Source organism: Micromonospora sp. WMMD812, from assembly GCF_027497215.1.
In the GTDB taxonomy this organism is placed as follows: Bacteria; Actinomycetota; Actinomycetes; order Mycobacteriales; family Micromonosporaceae; genus Micromonospora.
Genome location: NZ_CP114904.1, coordinates 6,621,469 through 6,639,478, shown reverse-complemented (window position 1 = coordinate 6,639,478; position 18,010 = coordinate 6,621,469). Strand labels below are relative to the sequence as shown.

The window sequence follows — 18,010 nt, the reverse complement described above, 5'->3', positions numbered from 1 at the left end:
GAGCGGTCCGCGACGAACGAAAAAGGCACGAGATGAGTGAGGCGAGTGTCGCCGTCCACGCCGACGCCCACCTGCTGGCGCAGGCGGTGGCGGCCCGGTTGGTGGTGAAGCTGCTCGACGCCCAGGCCGACCGCGGCCAGGCGTCGGTGGTGCTGACCGGCGGGCGGATCGCCGCAGCCGTGTACCGGGCGGTGGCGGAGCTGCCGGCCCGGGACGCGGTCGACTGGTCCCGGGTGGACTTCTGGTGGGGCGACGAGCGGTTCCTGCCCGCCGGTGACCCGGAACGCAACGAGACCCAGGCCCGGGCGGCGCTGCTGGACTCGCTGCCGCTGGACCCGGCCCGGGTGCACGCGATGCCCGCCTCCGACGGGCCGGCCGGGGCCGACCCGGAGGAGGCGGCCGCCCGGTACGGCGCCGAGCTGGCCGCGGCGGCCCGGCCGGGCACCGCTTCGCTGCCTCACTTCGACGTGCTGATGCTCGGCGTCGGCGAGGACGGGCATGTCGCCTCGGTCTTCCCGGAGCACCCGGTGCACTACGAGAGTCGACCGGTCAGCGCGGTCCGGGGCAGCCCGAAGCCGCCGCCGATGCGCGTCACGCTCACCCTCCCGGCGATCAACACCGCCGAGGAGGTCTGGCTGGTGGCCAGCGGCGCGGACAAGTCCCGGGCGGTGGGCATGGCGCTGGCCGGGGCGGGGCCGGTGCAGCTGCCCGCGGCCGGGGTGCACGGCGTCAGCCGTACCCTCTGGCTGCTGGACCGGGCCGCGGCGGCCGACGTGCCGGCCCGGCTGCGCAGCCTGCGCTGAGCCCGCCGGCGGGCAACGCGCTCAGGAAGGAGCGGTCATGCCTTCGGGAGCGGCCGCTCTTTTCCGTGAACGCGCGAGGGGCGGCGGCGCGCTCAGCGCCCGCGGCGGCGGCGCAGGTCGGCGAGGGCCTCCGCGAGGATCGCGGCGCCCTCCTCGTCCGTGCGCCGCTCCTTCACGTACGCCAGGTGGCTCTTGTAGGGCTCGCTGCGGGACCGGCCCGGCGGGTTCTGCGCGTCCCGGCCCGCCGGGAAGCCGCAGCGCGGGCAGTCCCACAACGGCGGCGCGATGGCCTCCGCGGCGATGAGGATGTCGACCCGGTGGTCGTTGCGGCACCAGTAGGTGACCGTCTGGCGCGGGGCGGGCTCGTAACGCTCGGGCGGGCGCTCGGGGGCGGACCCGACCCGGGAGCCCCGGATCACGTTGCCGTTCGGCACAGCTGCTCGCTCCTGTCGTCGGAGGGGGTACCGCCGCAGGGGGGTGGGCGGCGGGCGACGCGGTGAAGCGGTAAAAGACCTGCGCGCGGCCCGTCGGGTGACGGACCGCGCGCAGATTGTACGACTCGAACGGCTGCTCAGGCGCCGCCGCTGACCTGGAGGCGGAGCCAGAGGCCGAGCCCGACGATGCAGGCGAACCAGACGATGCCCACCAGAACGGTGTATCGGTCCAGGTTCTTCTCCGCCACGGACGAGCCGGCGAGGCTGGAGCTGACCCCGCCGCCGAACATGCTCGACAGCCCGCCGCCCTTACCTCGGTGCAGCAGGATGAGCATGGTGAGCAGGACGCTCGTGATGATCAGCAACACGATCAACGTGTATGCGAACCAGATCGGCAGCATGGCTGGGGTCAGTCCTCTCGTAGCGATCCTCGCCCGGACAGGTCGGGCACGGTGGCACCGACCGGCGGACGGGCGGAGTCAAGGATAGCGAGCGATCAGCGGGCGATGTGCTCCGGGAACCGGCAGATCTGAGCGAACTCCTCGGCGTCCAGGCTCGCCCCGCCGACCAGTCCCCCGTCCACGTCAAGCTGGGCCATGATCGAGGCGATGTTCGACGCCTTGACCGAGCCGCCGTAGAGGACTCGGACCTGGTCCGCGGTGTCCTGGTCGAAGCGTTGCGCGAGCCGCTGGCGGACCGCCCCGCAGACCTCCTGGGCGTCCTCGGGCGTCGCGGTCTTGCCGGTGCCGATCGCCCAGATCGGCTCGTACGCGATCACCACCTGCCGCACCTGCTCGGCGCTGAGCCCGGCGAGGCCCCCGTCGAGTTGGTCGGAACAGTGCGCCACGTGGGTGCCCTGCTCGCGGACGTCCAGCCCCTCCCCCACGCAGAGGATCGGCGTCAGACCGTGCGTCAGCGCCGCCTTGACCTTGGCGTTGATCAGGGCGTCGTCCTCGTGGTGGTAGGCCCGCCGCTCGGAGTGCCCGACCACCACGTACGTGCAGCCCAGCTTGGCCAGCATCGGACCGCCGATGTCGCCGGTGTAGGCGCCGGAGGCGTGCGGGGAGAGGTCCTGCGCGCCGTAGCCGATCAGCAGCTTGTCGCCGTCCACCGCGGTCTGCACGGTACGCAGGTCGGTGAAGGGCGGCAGCACCACCGTCTCGACGTCGGTGAGCTGCTTCTCGGTGAGGCTCGCCGCCAGCTTCTGCACCAGCAGGTTCGCCTCGAGGTGGTTGAGGTTCATCTTCCAGTTGCCGGCCATCAGCGGCCGGCGGGTGACGCTCGCCATCACTTCTCCAGAGCAGCGATGCCGGGGAGGGTCTTGCCCTCCAGGTACTCCAGCGACGCGCCGCCGCCGGTGGAGATGTGGCTGAACGAAGACTCGTCCAGGCCCAGCGCCCGCACCGCGGCCGCCGAGTCACCGCCGCCGACGACGGTGAACGCGTCGGACGCGGCGATCGCCTCGGCCACACCCCGGGTGCCGTTGGCGAAGGCCGCCATCTCGAACACGCCCATCGGCCCGTTCCAGAAGATCGTCCGCGCGCCGCCCGGCTCGCCCGACGGGGAGGTCTTCAGCGCGGCCGTGAACCCGGCGACCGTCTCCGGCCCGATGTCGAGCCCGACCCGCTTGTTCGGCATGCCGTCGGCCCGGACCACGTCGTGCGGGGAGTCGGGGGCGAACGCGTCCGCGACCACCACGTCGACCGGAAGCATGATCTTGCCCTCGGACCGTTCGAGGAGGTTGCGGCAGGTCTCCACCATCTCCTCCTCCAGCAGCGAGCTGCCCACCTCGTAGCCCTGGGCCTTGAGGAAGGTGAAGCACATGCCGCCGCCGATGAGCAACCGGTCGACCTTCGGCAGCAGGGCCTCGATCACCGCCAGCTTGTCGGAGACCTTGGAGCCGCCGAGCACCACCACGTAGGGCCGCGCCGGCTCGCCGGCGAGCGTGGAGAGCACCTCCACCTCGCGCAGCACCAGCCGGCCGGCGAAGTGCGGCAGCCGGGCCGGCACGTCGTAGACGCTGGCATGCTTGCGGTGCACGGCGCCAAACGCGTCGTCCACGTACGCGGCACCGAACGCGGCCAACTGGTCGGCGAAGGCGCCCCGCTCGGCCTCCTCCTTGCTGGTCTCCCCCGCGTTGAAGCGCAGGTTCTCCAGCAGCGCGACCTCGCCGTCGGCGAGCCCGTCCACCGTGGTGCGGGCCGAGTCGCCGACGGTGTCGGTGGCGAAGTGCACGGTGGCGCCGAGCAGCTCACCCAGCCGGTCGCCGACCGGCCGGAGGCTGAACTGCGGGTCCGGCATGCCCTTCGGACGGCCCAGGTGCGAGCAGACGACCACCTGCGCGCCGGCGCCGGTGAGGGCGCTCAGGGTCGGCAGGACGGCTCGGATCCGCCCGTCGTCGGTGATGGCGCCGGTCTGCTTGTCCAGGGGGACGTTCAGGTCGGCGCGCACCAGCACGCGCCGACCCGACACCCCCTCGGCGAGCAGGTCGTCGAGGGTCCGGATGCTCACAGAGCAACCCCTTCGTTCGAGACAGTGGGCCTCGCACTCACAGCGAGGAACCCACCAGCTTGACCAGGTCGACGAGGCGGTTGGAGTAGCCCCACTCGTTGTCGTACCAGCCGACGACCTTGACCTGCTTGCCGACCACCTTCGTCAGCGGGGCGTCGAAGATGCAGGACGCCGGGTCGGTCACGATGTCGGTGGAGACGATCGGGTCCTCGTTGTAGACCAGGATGCCCTTGAGCGGGCCGTCGGCGGCGGCCTTCATCGCGGCGTTGACCTCGTCGATCGTGGCTTCCCGCTTGAGGTCGACCGTCAGGTCGGTGGCCGAGCCGGTCGGGATCGGCACCCGCAGCGCGTACCCGTCGAGCTTGCCCTTCAGCTCCGGCAGCACCAGGCCGATGGCCTTCGCGGCGCCGGTGGAGGTCGGGACGATGTTCAGCGCGGCGGCCCGGGCCCGGCGGAGGTCCTTGTGCGGGGCGTCCTGGAGGTTCTGGTCCTGGGTGTACGCGTGGATGGTCGTCATCAGGCCGTGCTCGATGCCGAACGTGTCCTGCAGGACCTTCGCCATCGGGGCGAGGCAGTTGGTGGTGCAGGAGGCGTTCGAGATGATGGTGTGCTTGGCCGGGTCGTACTGGTCCTGGTTGACGCCCATGACGAGCGTGACGTCCTCGTTCTTCGCCGGAGCGGAGATGATGACCTTCTTGGCCCCGCCGTCGATGTGCGCCTTGGCCTTGGTGGCGTCGGTGAAGAAGCCGGTCGACTCGATGACGACGTCCGCGCCGACCTCGCCCCACGGCAGCGCCGCCGGGTCCTTCTCGGCGTACGCCTTGATGGTCTTGCCGCCGACGGTGATCTCGTCGGCGGTGGCCTTGACCTCGTGCGGGAGGCGACCCAGGATGCTGTCGTACTTGACAAGGTGGGCGAGCGTCCCGTTGTCGGTCAGGTCGTTGACAGCCACGACCTCGATGTCAGCACCGGACGCCAGCACAGCCCGGAAGAAGTTACGGCCGATCCGGCCGAAGCCGTTGATGCCAACCCGGATGGTCACAGGTCCCATCTCCTCGCGTTCTGGTCCGCCGGTCGCAGACCGTGGCGCCGGCGGAGTGATGTGCGCCGACCGTTGGAGCCGGCCGTTGACAGTTCATCTCGGCCACCCCGCCGCGGTCCGGAAGGACCTGACCGCCCGAGGCGGTGAGTACGGCGAGGCGTGCCTGTGCCGGCCCCCTTGCCGTACGCAGCGACCCTATCCGAGCGCCGGGCGACGCGCTGCGGCGGGTGGCGACCTGCGCAGCCGGCCGGGGCGCCGTGCTCCCCGCGCACGCGAAGCGGGACGGCGTCGTGCCTGCTGGCTCGCACGCCGTCGCTGACCGTCACCGTCCTATCAGACCACGAGCATGTCGGGCGTGACGGCCGCTTCGGTATCCGGGATGCCCAGGTCCCGGGCCCGCTTGTCGGCCAGCGCCAGCAGCCGACGGATCCGCCCGGCGATGGCGTCCTTGGTCAGCGGCGGGTCGGCGAGCGCGCCCAGCTCCTCCAACGAGGCCTGGCGGTGCTCCAGCCGGAGCTGACCGGCGGAGGTGAGGTGGTTCGGGGCGTCCTCGGAGAGGATCTCCAGCGCCCGGGTCACCCGGGCCGCGGCGGCCACCGCCGCGCGCGCCGAACGCCGCAGGTTGGCGTCGTCGAAGTTCGCCAGCCGGTTGGCGGTCGCCCGCACCTCGCGGCGCACCCGACGCTCCTCCCAGGCCAGCACGCTGGAGTGCGCGCCGATCCGGGTGAGCAGGGCGGCGATCGCGTCGCCGTCCTTGACCACCACCCGGTCCACCCCGCGCACCTCGCGGTTCTTGGCGGTGATCCCGATCCGGCGGGCGGCGCCGACCAGCGCCAGCGCCGACTCCGGACCGGGACAGGTGATCTCCAGCGCGCTCGAGCGACCCGGCTCGGTCAGCGAGCCGTGCGCCATGAACGCCCCCCGCCACGCGGAGACGGCGCAGCAGACGTTCGCGGCCACCACGTGCGGCGGCAGCCCACGCACCGGCCGGCCCCGGACGTCCAGCAGGCCGGTCTGCCGGGCCAGCGCCTCCCCGTCCTTGACCACCCGGACGATGAAGTGGCTGCCCTTGCGCAGCCCGCCCGAGGCGAGCACGTGGATCTCGCTGGGGTAGCCGTAGACCTCGGCGATCTCCCGCCGCAGCCGGCGGGCCACCGCCCCGGTGTCCAGCTCCGCCTCTACGACCACGCGGCCGGAGACGATGTGCAGCCCGCCGGCGAAGCGCAGCAGAGCCGCCATCTCCGCCCGCCGGCAGCAGGGCTTGGGCACGTCGACCCGACTCAGCTCGTCCTTGACCGCAGCCGTCATCGCCATTGTGCGTCCCCTCACGGACCGGTTCCGGCGTGTCGCCGGAGATTACGTACGTGTCTAACGATCGGCGCCCAGGACAGGCACCAGTGCGGCGCCCAGGGCGGCCGGATCATGGCGAGGAGTGCCGTCGGAGACGGCGAGGGGGGCGAGGACCAGCCGGGCACCCAGCGATTCTGCCGCACGTTCGACCGGTTCGGGGTCACCCACGGCCTTGGCGTCGGCCAGGACGTGATCCACCTTCAGCTCCGGCAGGTACCAGCGCAGGGCGGCCAGGTGGTCGGCGACGGAGAGGCCGAGGGTCTCCTTCTCCGCGGCGAGGTTGAGCGTGACCAGCCGGCGGGCCGGGCTGGACACGATCGCGTCGGCCAGCCGCGGCACCAGCAGGTGCGGCAGCACGCTGGTGTACCAACTGCCCGGGCCGAAGATCAGCCAGTCGGCCTCGCCGATCGCCTCGACCGCCTGGGGGCAGGCCTCCGGGGCGTCGGGGGTCAGCCGCAGCGACTCCACCCGGCCGGTGGTCACCGCGACCTGGTGCTGGCCGGTGACCGTGCGCACCTCTTCGGGGCGGTCCGGGTCGGCGCCGCGTACCCGGGCCTCGATCCCCACCGGCTGGCAGGACATCGGCAGGACGCGGCCCACCGCGCCGAGCATCGCCCCGGCGTGGTCGAGCGCGGCAACCGGGTCGCCGAGCAACTCCATCAGCCCGCAGAGCACCAGGTTGCCGACCGCGTGCCCGGCCAGCCCGTCACCCCGGCCGTTCAGGTCGGACGGCCGCGCGCCCCGGCCGTTGAGGTCGGACGGGCGGCCGCCCCGGCCGTTCAGGCTGGTCGGCCGGTCGCCCCGGTCGGTCGTCCCGGCGCCGTCGAGGTCGCCGCCGTCGATGAGCCGGACGGGCACCCCGGCCCCGGGCATCCCGGCCCCGGACGCCGCGGTCGACCCGGAGGCCGGCGCGTCGGTGCCGGACGCCACGGCCGGAACCGGGACGGGCGCCTCGGCGAAGCGGTGCTGGAACAGCCCGGCGCTGCGCCGGGTGGCCGGGTGGTCGCCGGCCAGCGCGACCAGGGCCTGCCGCAGGTCGCCCGGGGGAAGCCCGCCCCGCTCGGCCCGCAGCCGGCCGCTGGAGCCGCCGTCGTCACCGACGGTGACCACCGCGGTGATGTCCAGGTTGAGTTCGGGCGCGCACCGGCGCAGCGCCCGCAACGAGGCGGAGAGGCCGTGGCCGCCGCCGAACGCCACCACCCTCGTCGCCGTCATTCCCGCCCCAGGTCGCGGTGCTGGGCGTTGGCGGAGATCCCGGACTGGCGCAGCCGAGTGGCCAACTCCTCGGCGATCGCCACGCTGCGGTGCTTGCCACCGGTGCAGCCGACCGCCACGGTCAGGTAGCGCTTGCCCTCCCGCTCGAAGCCGGCGGTGGTGGCGTTGACCAGGTCGGCGTACGAGGCGACGAACGTGTCCGCGCCCTCCTGGCCGAGCACGTACGCGCTGACCGCCTCCTCCCGCCCGGTGTGCTCCCGCAGCTCCGGCACCCAGTACGGGTTGGGCAGGAAACGGGCGTCCAGCACGAAGTCCGCGTCCGGCGGCAGGCCGTACTTGAACCCGAAGGAGAGCACGGTGACCCGCAGCCGGCGGGCGTCCTCACCGCCGAAGAGCTCCTCGATCCGCCGCCGCAGCTGGTTGACGTTGAGGTGGCTGGTGTCGATGATCACGTCGGCCTGGTCGCGGGCCTCCTCCAGCAGGCCGCGCTCGACCGCGATGCCGTCGGCCAGCCGGCCGTCACCCTGCAACGGGTGGGAGCGTCGCACGCTCTCGAACCGGCGGATCAGCACCTCGTCGTCGGCGTCCACGAAGACCACCCGGGGCGAGAAGCCGCGCTCCTTGAGCTCGCGGATCGCGCCGGCCAGGTCCGTGGAGAAGGCGCGCGAGCGGACGTCCAGCACCATCGCCGTACGCCGGGCCGCGCCGCCGGCCTTGACCGCCAGCTCCGCCATGTCCAGCATCAGCGCCTGGGGGAGGTTGTCCACCACGTAGTAGCCGACGTTCTCCAACGCCCGGGCGACCGTGCTGCGTCCGCCGCCGGACAGGCCGGTGACCACCACGAGCGTGGTGTCCGACTCCGCCGACGCCGGCTGCCCGGCGATGCTCTCCACCGAGGTGTCGTGCCGCCCCTCGGCCGTGCGCGCCTCGCTCACCAACTACCCCCAAGCCGTGGCGCCGCGGCCGTCCCCTCGGCCGCGAACGGTCAAACAGCGACTCTATCCCGCACGGACCGCCCACCGCCCCCACGCCCCACCCGCCCGGGGCGCGCGCCGCCGCACCGAACGAGCACCTCGATCATGCAGAAGTGGTGGCCCGACAAAGGCACGAACGCGGACCCGATGCCCACCGCGACTGCGCGATTGGATTGATCAGAGCGCGCGGGAGAGCAGATCGAACACGCCGCGCGCGATCCCCAGGAGGAAGGCGAGCAGCACCAGCCCGGCGAACACCCTGGCGACGGTGCGCTGGCGGTCCGTCTGAACCCTGATCGACACCAGGTCGGCGACATGGCGGTATCCGGCCGGCCGGGACACCGCCATATCGGCGACACGGAGTCGATCAACCTGGGGGACGCGGCGCGGCGCGGCGGCCCACGGTCGCGGCGCGGCGGCCCACGGTCGCGGCGCGGCGGCCCACGGTCGCGGCGCGGCGGCCCACGGTCGCGGCGCGGCGGCCCACGGTCGCGGCGCGGCGGCCCACGGTCGCCGCTCGCGTCGGGGGCGGCTCGTACACTTCGCGGATGGCCTCCCCCACCGACCTGCGCACCTCCGAGGCGCTCCAGGTGCTGAGCCGGGTGTTCGGCTACGACGCCTTCCGGGGCTTCCAGCAGGACGTGATCGACCACGTCGTGGCCGGTGGCGACGCGCTGGTGCTGATGCCCACCGGCGGCGGCAAGTCCCTCTGCTACCAGATCCCGGCGCTGGTCCGCCCCGGGGTGGCGGTGGTGGTCTCCCCGCTGATCGCGCTGATGCAGGACCAGGTCGACGCGCTGACCGCGGTGGGTGTCCGGGCCGGTTTCCTCAACTCGACCCTGGACCTCGATGCCCGCCGCCGGGTCGAGGCGGCCTTCCTCGCCGGCGAGCTGGACCTGCTCTATCTCGCTCCGGAGGCGCTGGGCGGCCGGTCCACCGTCCAGCTGCTCGAGCGGGGCAAGATCGCCCTGTTCGCGATCGACGAGGCGCACTGCGTCTCCCAGTGGGGGCACGACTTCCGGCCCGACTACCTGGCCCTGTCGATGTTGCACGAGCGCTGGCCGGACGTCCCGCGGATCGCGCTGACCGCCACCGCGACCAGCGCGACCCGCGCCGAGATCGCCACCCGCCTCGACCTGACCGGCGCCCGGCACTTCGTGGCCAGCTTCGACCGGCCCAACATCCAGTACCGCATCGTGCCGAAGCACGAGCCGCGCAAGCAGCTGCTGAGCCTGCTGCGCGACGAGCACCCGGGCGACGCGGGCATCGTCTACTGCCTGTCGCGCGCCTCGGTGGAGAAGACCGCCGAGTTCCTGACCGCCAACGGGATCGCCGCGCTGCCGTACCACGCGGGCCTGGACGCGGCGACCCGCGCGAGGCACCAGCAGCGGTTCCTCCGCGAGGACGGCCTCGTGATGGTCGCGACGATCGCGTTCGGGATGGGGATCGACAAGCCGGACGTCCGCTTCGTCGCCCACCTCGACCTGCCGAAGTCGGTCGAGGGCTACTACCAGGAGACCGGTCGCGCCGGGCGGGACGGCCTGCCGTCGACGGCCTGGTTGGCGTACGGGCTCCAGGACGTCGTCCAGCAGCGAAAGATGATCGAGACGTCCGAGGGCGACCTGGCCCACCGGCGCGGGCTGGCCCGGCATCTGGACGCGATGCTCGCGCTCTGCGAGACGGTCCGGTGCCGCCGGGCACAGCTGCTGGAGTATTTCGGCGAGCCGGCGGCAGGCCTGTGCGGCAACTGCGACACCTGCCTCAACCCGCCGGAGTCCTGGGACGGCACCATCGCCGCGCAGAAGCTGCTGTCCACCGTGTTCCGGCTCGACCGGGAACGCAACCAGCGCTTCGGCGCCGGGCACTGCATCGACATCCTGTTGGGTCGGAGCACCGAGAAGGTGACCCAGTTCGGCCACGACTCGCTCACCGTCTTCGGCATCGGCGAGGAGTTGCGCGAGGCCGAGTGGCGTGGGGTGATCCGGCAACTGCTCGCCGAGGGGCTGCTCGCGGTCGAGGGTGACTACGGCACGCTGGTGCTCACCGAGGCCAGCGCCGAGGTGCTGGGCCGCCGACGCACGGTGATGATGCGCCGTGAGCCGGAGCGGCCGGCCTCCGCCCGCGCCGGCCGGTCTCGCGCCGCCGCCGCGGAGCTGCCGGCGGGCGCCGCGCCCGTCTTCGAGCGACTCCGCGCCTGGCGGGCGGCGGCGGCGAAGGAGCAGGGCGTCCCGGCGTACGTGATCTTCCACGACGCCACCCTGCGGCAGATCGCCACCGACGCACCTGCCTCGCTGGCCGAGCTGTCCCGGGTCAGCGGCGTCGGCGAGAACAAGCTCGCGAAGTACGGCGACCAGATCCTGACCGTGCTGACCGAGGGCGACAGCGTCGGATAGCCCGCCGGTCAGTCGGTCGTGGCGGCGGATGTGCCGTCGGTGGGAACGGCCGTCGGTTCGTCGGTCGCGGCGGCCCTCTCGCCAGTGCCCAGGGCGGCCAGCACCGCCTCGGCCGTCCGCCGGCCGACGCCCGGCACCTCGGTGATCTCCTCGACGGTGGCGGCGGAGAGCCGCTTGAGCGAGCCGAAGTGCCGCAGCAGCGCCTTGCGCCGCACCTCGCCCAGCCCGGGAACCGTGTCCAGGGCGGAGGTCGTCATCCGCTTCGACCGCCGCTGCCGGTGGAAGGTGATGGCGAACCGGTGCGCCTCGTCGCGGACCCGCTGCAACAGGTAGAGGCCCTCGGAGGTGCGGGGCAGGATGACCGGGAACTCGTCGTCGGGCAGCCACACCTCCTCCAGCCGCTTGGCCAGCCCGCAGAGCGCCACATCGTCGATACCCAGCTCGGAGAGGGCCTGCGCCGCCGCCGCGACCTGCGGTGCGCCGCCGTCGACCACCACCAGCTGCGGCGGGTACGCGAACTTGCGGGGCCGACCGGTGGTCGGATCCACCAGGGCGCCGACCCGCGGCTCGTCGGCGTCGACCTGCCCGGCCGGGGCTTCGGGATCGTCGGCCGACTCCACACCCACCTCGCCGGTCTCGGCGCGGGCGTCGAGATAGCGGGCGAACCGGCGGCGCAGCACCTCGGACATGGCGGAGAGGTCGTCGGTGGCGCCTCGGATGATGAACCGCCGGTACTCGCTCTTGCGCGGCAGCCCGTCCTCGAAGACGACCATGCTGGCCACCACGTCGGTGCCCTGGATCTGGGAGATGTCGAAGCACTCGATGCGCAGCGGCGACGTGCGCATGCCGAGCGCGTCGCTGATCTCGTCGAGCGCCTTGCCCCGGGTAGTCAGGTCACCGGCGCGCTTGAGCTTGTGCCGGGCGAGCGCGTCCTTGGCGTTGCGTTCCACCGTCTCCATCAGGGCCCGCTTGTCGCCGCGCTGGGGCACCCGCAGCGTGACCCGGCTGCCCCGGTGGCTGGACAGCCAGTCGGCCAGCGCGTCGGCGTCGGCCGGCAGGGCGGGGACCAGCAGCTCCCGGGGGACGTCGGCCTCGCCGTGCTCGCCGCCGTAGACCTGGGTGCAGAAGTGGTGCACCAGGTCGCCGGTGGTCAGGTCCTCGGTCTTCTCCACCACCCAGCCGCGCTGGCCCCGGACCCGGCCGTCGCGGACGTGGAAGACCTGCACCGCCGCCTCGAGCGGGTCGTCGGCGAACGCGACCACGTCGGCGTCGGTGCCGTCGCCGAGCACCACGGTCTGCTTCTCCATGGCCCGGCGCAGCGCGGCCAGGTCGTCACGCAGCCGGGCGGCCCGCTCGAACTCCAGCTGCTCGCTCGCCTCGGTCATCTCGCGTTCGAGACGGCGCACCATGGTGTCGGTGCGGCCGGCCATGAAGTCGCAGAACGCGTCGACGATCTCCCGGTGCTGGTCGGCGGAGACGCTGCCGACGCACGGCGCCGAGCACTTGCCGATGTAGCCGAGCAGGCAGGGGCGGCCGACCTGGCCGGCCCGCTTGAAGACCCCGCCGGAGCAGGTGCGGGCCGGGAAGACGCGCAGCAGCAGGTCGAGCGTCTCGCGGATGGCCCAGGCGTGCGAGTAGGGCCCGAAGTAACGCACCCCCTTGCGCTTGGCGCCGCGCATCACCTGCAGCCGCGGGTATTCCTCGTCGAGGGTCACGGCCAGGTAGGGGTAGGACTTGTCGTCCCGGTAGCGGACGTTGAACCTCGGGTCGTACTGCTTGATCCAGGTGAACTCCTGTTGGAGCGCCTCGACCTCGGTGCCCACGGTGATCCAGTCGACCGACTCGGCGGTGGTCACCATCTGCCGGGTGCGCTCGTGCAGGTTCCAGACGTCACCGAAGTAGGAGTTGAGCCGGCTGCGCAGGTTCTTCGCCTTGCCGACGTAGATCACCCGGCCGGTGCCGTCACGGAAGCGGTAGACCCCGGGCGACTCCGGAATGGTGCCGGGCGCGGGACGGTAGGTCGAGGGGTCAGCCACGGCTGCAAGCCTAGTCCGCGCCACCGACAGCTCCCTGCTGCGGCGCTGCCGCCGCCAGGGTGGCGCGGTGAGCCGACCGCGACCTCCGCACGACGTGGCCGGGGCCCGGGGCGCGGTGGGCACCCCTCCGGGAGCACGGGGGACGCGGATCACCGCCCGGCCGGGCGGGTGTGACCTCACGGGCATCCCGGGGCGCGGTCGGCCCCGGGATGCCACGTGGAGACGGGCGGGCGTCACGGGATCGTGCCGGCGCAACGCCCGCCGCGCGGATCGATCAGGCGAACGAGATCTGGTCGCCGACGACCTTGACGTTCTTGGCGGGCAGCGGCCGGGTGGCCGGGCCGGCCTTGACCGAGCCGTCCTCGATCGAGAACTTGCTGCCGTGGCAGGTGCAGTTGATGGTGCCGCCGTCGACGTTCGACACCGGGCAGCGCTGGTGGGTGCAGATCGCGTCGAAGCCCTTGAACTCGCCGGGGCTGGGCTGGGTGATCACGACACCCGCGGTGTTGAGGACCTTGCCGCCGCCGACCGGGATGTCGGTGGTGGTCGCCAGCGACTGCGACCCCTGACGGTCACCGCCACCGGCGTCACCGGTGCTGGGCACCGCCGGGCCGCCGCTGGTGGCGGGCGCGCCGCCGTCGCCCGCGTCGTCCCCGCCGCAGGCGGCCAGCACGACGGCCGCACCGACCGCGCCGGCGCCGGCGAGCAGGGCGCGCCGCGTCTGCGTACCCGGACCGGTCAGCACCTGATCGTCACTCATACCTCGCCCTTCTGTCGGCTGCCCCGGCCGGACCTGACCGTGGCCATACTTCTGCACACGAGTCACTGTGCCGGACGGTTCACGCGTACCACGAGGCGGCACCCGACGGAGGCGGACGCACTGCCCGCCCTCCGTCGGGGGCGGTCAGCGCGCCCCGGCGGGCACCTTGCGAGCGCCGCGGGATTTGACCCCGTTCGCCTTGGCCGCCCGGGAGGTGGCCGCGGCGGCGCCCTTGGCCTCGCCGTCGAGCTTCAGCACGTGGCGCAGGAACTGCCCGGTGTGGCTCTCGGCGACCTCGGCGACCTCCTCCGGCGTGCCGGTGGCCAGCACCGTGCCGCCCCGGTGCCCGCCCTCCGGGCCCATGTCGATCAGCCAGTCGGCCGTCTTGATCACGTCGAGGTTGTGCTCGATGGTGATCACCGTGTTGCCCTTGTCGACGAGGCCCTCGAGCACCATCAGCAGCTTGCGGATGTCCTCGAAGTGCAGACCGGTGGTCGGCTCGTCGAGCACGTAGACCGTGCGGCCGGTGGAGCGCTTCTGCAACTCGGAGGCCAGCTTCACCCGCTGCGCCTCGCCGCCGGACAGGGTCGGCGCCGGCTGGCCGAGCCGGACGTAGCCCAGCCCGACGTCGACCAGCGTCTTGAGGTGCCGGTGGATGGCCGGGATGGCGGAGAAGAACTCGGCCGCCTCCTCGATCGGCATCTCCAGGACGTCGGAGACGGTCTTGCCCTTGTAGTGGACCTCCAGGGTCTCCCGGTTGTAGCGGGCGCCCTTGCAGACCTCGCAGGGGACGTAGACGTCGGGCAGGAAGTTCATCTCGATCTTGATCGTGCCGTCACCGGAGCACGCCTCGCAGCGCCCGCCCTTGACGTTGAAGGAGAACCGGCCGGGGCCGTAGCCGCGCACCTTGGCCTCGGTGGTCTCGGCGAAGAGCTTGCGGATGTGGTCCCAGACGCCGGTGTAGGTGGCCGGGTTCGACCGGGGCGTACGCCCGATCGGCGACTGGTCGACGCCGACCACCTTGTCCACGTGCTCGAGCCCGGTGACCCGGGTGTGCCGGCCGGGCACCAGCCGGGCGCCGTTGATCTGGTTGGCCAGCACGGCGTGCAGGATGTCGTTGACCAGGGTCGACTTGCCCGAGCCGCTGACCCCGGTGACCGCGATGAGCTGGCCGAGCGGGAACGACACGGTCAGGTTGCGCAGGTTGTGCTCGCGCGCCCCCTGCACCACCAGCTCGCGGCCGGGCGTCTGCGGACGGCGCTGGTGCGGCGTCGGGATCGACTTGCGCCCCGACAGGTACGCCCCGGTCATCGACTCCGGGTTCTCCAGCAGGGCCGGGACCGAGCCGCTGTGCACGATCTTGCCGCCGTGCTCACCGGCGCCCGGGCCGATGTCGACGATCCAGTCGGCGGTGCGGATGGTGTCCTCGTCGTGCTCGACCACGATCAGCGTGTTGCCCAGCCCGCGCAGCCGCACCAGGGTCTCGATCAGGCGGTGGTTGTCGCGCTGGTGCAGCCCGATCGACGGCTCGTCGAGCACGTAGAGGACGCCGACCAGGCCCGACCCGATCTGGGTGGCCAGCCGGATGCGCTGCGCCTCGCCGCCGGAGAGGGTGCCGGCCGGCCGGTCCAGGGAGAGGTAGTCCAGGCCGACGTCGAGCAGGAACCGCAGCCGGGCGTTGATCTCCTTGAGCACCCGCTCGGCGATCATCTTCTGCCGGTCGGTGAGCTCGATGCCGCCGAGCAGCTCGGCGCACTCCCCCACGGACAGGTTGCAGACCTCGGCGATGCTCTTGCCGGCCAGGGTGACCGCGAGCACCTCCGGCTTCAGCCGGGCGCCGCCGCAGGCCGCGCAGGGCACATCGCGCATGTAGCCCTCGTACTTCTCGCGCGACCACTCCGACTCGGTGTCGGTGTGGCGACGTTCGATCCACTGCACCACGCCCTCGAAGCCGGTGTAGTAGGAACGCTCGCGGCCGTACTTGTTGCGGTAGCGGACGTGCACCTGGTCGCCGGAGCCGTGCAGGATCGTCTTCTGCGCGCGGGACGGCAGCGCCCGCCACGGCGTGTCCAGGTCGAAGTGCTCGGCCTCGCCGAGGGCCTCCAGCAGCCGCAGGAAGTATTCCAGGGTGTGCCCGCCGGCCCAGGGCTGGATGGCGCCCTCGCGCAGGGTGCGCTCGGGGTCGGGGACGACCAGCTCGGGGTCGACCTCCTTCTTGGTGCCGAGGCCGGTGCACTCCGGGCACGCGCCGTAGGGCGCGTTGAACGAGAAGACCCGGGGTTCCAGGTCCTCGATGGCGAGCGGGTGGTCGTTGGGGCAGGCCAGGTGCTCGGAGTAGCGGCGCTCCCGCTCGGGGTCGTCCTCGGCCAGGTCGACGAAGTCGAGCAGGACCAGCCCGCCGGAGAGGCCGAGCGCGGCCTCGACGGAGTCGGTCAGCCGCTGCTTGGCGCTGGCCTTGACGGTGAGCCGGTCGATCACCACCTCGATGGTGTGCTTCTCCTGCTTCTTGAGCTTGGGCGGCTCGGTCAGCGGGTGCACCACGCCGTCGATCCGGGCCCGGGCGTAGCCCTTGGCCTGCAGCTCGGCGAAGAGGTCGACGTATTCGCCCTTGCGGCCCCGCACCACGGGCGCGAGCACCATGAAGCGGGTGCCCTCGGTCATGGTCAGGACGCGGTCGACGATCTGCTGCGGGCTCTGCTTGGAGATCCGCTCGCCGCAGACCGGGCAGTGCGGCTCGCCGACGCGGGCGAAGAGCAGGCGGAGGTAGTCGTAGACCTCGGTGATCGTGCCGACCGTCGACCGCGGGTTGCGGGAGGTCGACTTCTGGTCGATCGAGACGGCCGGGCTGAGGCCCTCGATGAAGTCGACGTCGGGCTTGTCCATCTGGCCGAGGAACTGCCGGGCGTACGAGGAGAGCGACTCCACGTAGCGCCGCTGCCCCTCGGCGAAGATCGTGTCGAAGGCCAGGCTCGACTTGCCCGACCCGGAGAGCCCGGTGAACACGATCAGGGCGTCCCGGGGCAGGTCGAGACTGACGTCACGCAGGTTGTGCTCGCGCGCGCCACGGATGATCAGTCGGTCGGCCACGGTGCGTGTGCTCCCGGAAGAAGATGAGGCGGATCTGTCCGCTCGGAGGCGGGTCTGAGCGGTTGTGCGGGCGCAGGAATGACGCCTCGGTAACTCTAGCCCCGAGGTACGACAGTTTTCCGCGCCCGCACATTCCCCCAGCTCAGACCGGTTGGCCGTGGATCAGAACCCGCCTGGCGACGGTGGCCGGGCCGGGCGGGCCGACCGCCGGCGCGCGCCGCGCCAGCCGCCGCGCCGCTCCGCGGCCAGCCGGGTCTCCCGACGCCGCGACTCGAAGGCCAGTTCCCGCTGCAACCGGCGCCAGCTCTCCCAGCGCCGGGCGGTCAGCTCGCCGCTCTCCAGCGCCTCGCGCACCGCGCAGGCCGGCTCGCCGTCGTGCGCGCAGTCGGCGTACCGGCAGCCGGTGGCCAGCTCGGCGATGTCGGCGAAGGCCCGGTCCAGCCCGGTCGAGCCGTCCAGGAGGCCGACCGCCCGCACGCCGGGCGTGTCGACCACCGCCCCGCCGCCGGGCACCGACACCAGCGCCCGCCAGGTGGTGGTGTGCCGGCCCTTGCCGTCCACCCGCCGGATCGCCTGCGTCGGCATCACCACCGCTCCGGCCAGCGCGTTGACCAGGCTCGACTTGCCGGCGCCGGACGGCCCGAGCAGGCCGAGCGTCCGTCCGGGCAGCACCTGCGCCCGCAGCGGGTCGAGCCCGGCGTCGCGCTCGGCGCTGACCGGAAGCACCGGCACGCCCGGCGCGACCGCGGCGAGCTGGCGGGCGACCGCGTCCGGGTCGGCGGCCAGGTCCGCCTTGGTGAGCACGACCAGCGGCCGGGCGCCGGACTCGTGGACGAGGGAGAGCAGCCGCTCGATCCGGGCGACGTCGGGTTCGGGGTGCACCGGCTCGACGACCGCGGCGGCGTCCAGGTTGGCGGCGAGCACCTGGCCGCTGGCGTCCTTGCCGGCGGTCCGGCGCACCAGCGCGGTGCGCCGGGGCAGCACCGTCTCGACGGTGGTCCGCCGGTCCGGCCAGGTGGCGACCAGCACCCAGTCGCCCGCGCAGGGCAGCCGGGTCAGGTCGGTGGCGGCGGCGGCGAGCACCGTGCCGCCGAGGCTGGCGCGGACCGGGCCGTCCGCGCAGAGGACGGTGCAGACGCCCCGGTCGACCCGGGCCACCCGGCCCGGTCGGTGGTCGGTGCGTCGGTTCACGTGGGCCGCCCACCCGGCGTCCCAGCCGAGGGCGGTCAGATCGATGGTCATGGCATCCTCATCGGAGTCGGAGCTGACGGTGGTGGAACACGCGTGCTGCGACCGGCATGGACCCCACCTCCTCCCGACGTCCCGGTGCCGCGTATCGAGCCGACGGTAGGGCGCGCGGCGACGCGCCGAAAGCGATTTCCCCGGCGACGCCGGGACGCCGGAC

General features: G+C 72.9%; 15 protein-coding genes. 2 read left to right on the top strand and 13 right to left on the bottom strand.

What is annotated here, in order from left to right; all coding sequences use genetic code 11:
• Positions 1–32: 32 nt before the first annotated feature.
• Positions 33–803, top strand: a complete 771-nt coding sequence (gene pgl, locus O7603_RS30700) for a 6-phosphogluconolactonase (RefSeq protein WP_281573200.1) — start codon at positions 33–35, stop codon at positions 801–803.
• Between the two features lie 92 nt (positions 804–895).
• Here the strand turns inward: pgl and O7603_RS30695 are convergent, their stop codons facing one another.
• The 9 genes from O7603_RS30695 to O7603_RS30655 all read right to left on the bottom strand — a co-directional run bounded on the left by O7603_RS30695 (position 896) and on the right by O7603_RS30655 (position 8,671).
• Positions 896–1,237, bottom strand: coding sequence for an RNA polymerase-binding protein RbpA (locus tag O7603_RS30695; protein ID WP_281573199.1), 342 nt, complete (start codon positions 1,235–1,237; stop codon positions 896–898).
• Between the two features lie 137 nt (positions 1,238–1,374).
• On the bottom strand, positions 1,375–1,635 hold the full coding sequence (secG, locus tag O7603_RS30690; protein ID WP_281576881.1) for a preprotein translocase subunit SecG: 261 nt from the start codon (positions 1,633–1,635) through the stop codon (positions 1,375–1,377).
• 98 nt (positions 1,636–1,733) lie between these two features.
• Positions 1,734–2,525 carry a triose-phosphate isomerase gene (gene tpiA, locus O7603_RS30685; protein ID WP_281573198.1) on the bottom strand — a complete coding sequence of 264 codons (792 nt, stop codon included), beginning with the start codon at positions 2,523–2,525 and terminating at the stop codon, positions 1,734–1,736.
• Positions 2,525–3,748 carry a phosphoglycerate kinase gene (locus O7603_RS30680; protein ID WP_281573197.1) on the bottom strand — a complete coding sequence of 408 codons (1,224 nt, stop codon included), beginning with the start codon at positions 3,746–3,748 and terminating at the stop codon, positions 2,525–2,527. Before O7603_RS30680 ends, tpiA begins: the two co-directional genes overlap by 1 nt.
• A 37-nt stretch (positions 3,749–3,785) precedes the next feature.
• Complete coding sequence (gap, locus tag O7603_RS30675) at positions 3,786–4,790, bottom strand: type I glyceraldehyde-3-phosphate dehydrogenase (protein WP_281573196.1); 1,005 nt, start codon at positions 4,788–4,790, stop codon at positions 3,786–3,788.
• A 333-nt stretch (positions 4,791–5,123) separates the two neighbouring features.
• Complete coding sequence (whiA, locus tag O7603_RS30670; RefSeq protein ID WP_281573195.1) at positions 5,124–6,104, bottom strand: DNA-binding protein WhiA; 981 nt, start codon at positions 6,102–6,104, stop codon at positions 5,124–5,126.
• A gap of 54 nt (positions 6,105–6,158) precedes the next feature.
• On the bottom strand, positions 6,159–7,355 hold the full coding sequence (locus O7603_RS30665; protein ID WP_281573194.1) for a 2-phospho-L-lactate transferase CofD family protein: 1,197 nt from the start codon (positions 7,353–7,355) through the stop codon (positions 6,159–6,161).
• Complete coding sequence (gene rapZ / locus O7603_RS30660) at positions 7,352–8,239, bottom strand: RNase adapter RapZ (RefSeq protein ID WP_281576880.1); 888 nt, start codon at positions 8,237–8,239, stop codon at positions 7,352–7,354. Before rapZ ends, O7603_RS30665 begins: the two co-directional genes overlap by 4 nt.
• 267 nt (positions 8,240–8,506) lie before the next feature.
• Positions 8,507–8,671, bottom strand: a complete 165-nt coding sequence (locus O7603_RS30655) for a hypothetical protein (protein WP_281573193.1) — start codon at positions 8,669–8,671, stop codon at positions 8,507–8,509.
• Positions 8,672–8,877: 206 nt separating this feature from the next.
• Between O7603_RS30655 and recQ the strand changes: the two genes are divergently transcribed.
• Positions 8,878–10,722 (top strand): DNA helicase RecQ, encoded by a 1,845-nt coding sequence (gene recQ, locus O7603_RS30650; RefSeq protein ID WP_281573192.1) that lies wholly within the window; start codon positions 8,878–8,880, stop codon positions 10,720–10,722.
• 8 nt (positions 10,723–10,730) lie between these two features.
• Here recQ and uvrC read toward each other — a convergent pair whose 3' ends face one another.
• The 4 genes from uvrC to rsgA all read right to left on the bottom strand — a co-directional run bounded on the left by uvrC (position 10,731) and on the right by rsgA (position 17,847).
• On the bottom strand, positions 10,731–12,758 hold the full coding sequence (gene uvrC / locus O7603_RS30645) for an excinuclease ABC subunit UvrC (RefSeq protein ID WP_281573191.1): 2,028 nt from the start codon (positions 12,756–12,758) through the stop codon (positions 10,731–10,733).
• A gap of 274 nt (positions 12,759–13,032) precedes the next feature.
• Positions 13,033–13,518 (bottom strand): Rieske (2Fe-2S) protein, encoded by a 486-nt coding sequence (locus tag O7603_RS30640; protein ID WP_281573190.1) that lies wholly within the window; start codon positions 13,516–13,518, stop codon positions 13,033–13,035.
• A gap of 144 nt (positions 13,519–13,662) precedes the next feature.
• Entirely contained in the window at positions 13,663–16,605 is a 2,943-nt protein-coding gene (gene uvrA / locus O7603_RS30635; protein WP_281573189.1) for an excinuclease ABC subunit UvrA, read from the bottom strand.
• 162 nt (positions 16,606–16,767) lie between these two features.
• Entirely contained in the window at positions 16,768–17,847 is a 1,080-nt protein-coding gene (rsgA, locus tag O7603_RS30630; protein WP_281573188.1) for a ribosome small subunit-dependent GTPase A, read from the bottom strand.
• Positions 17,848–18,010: the final 163 nt, after the last annotated feature.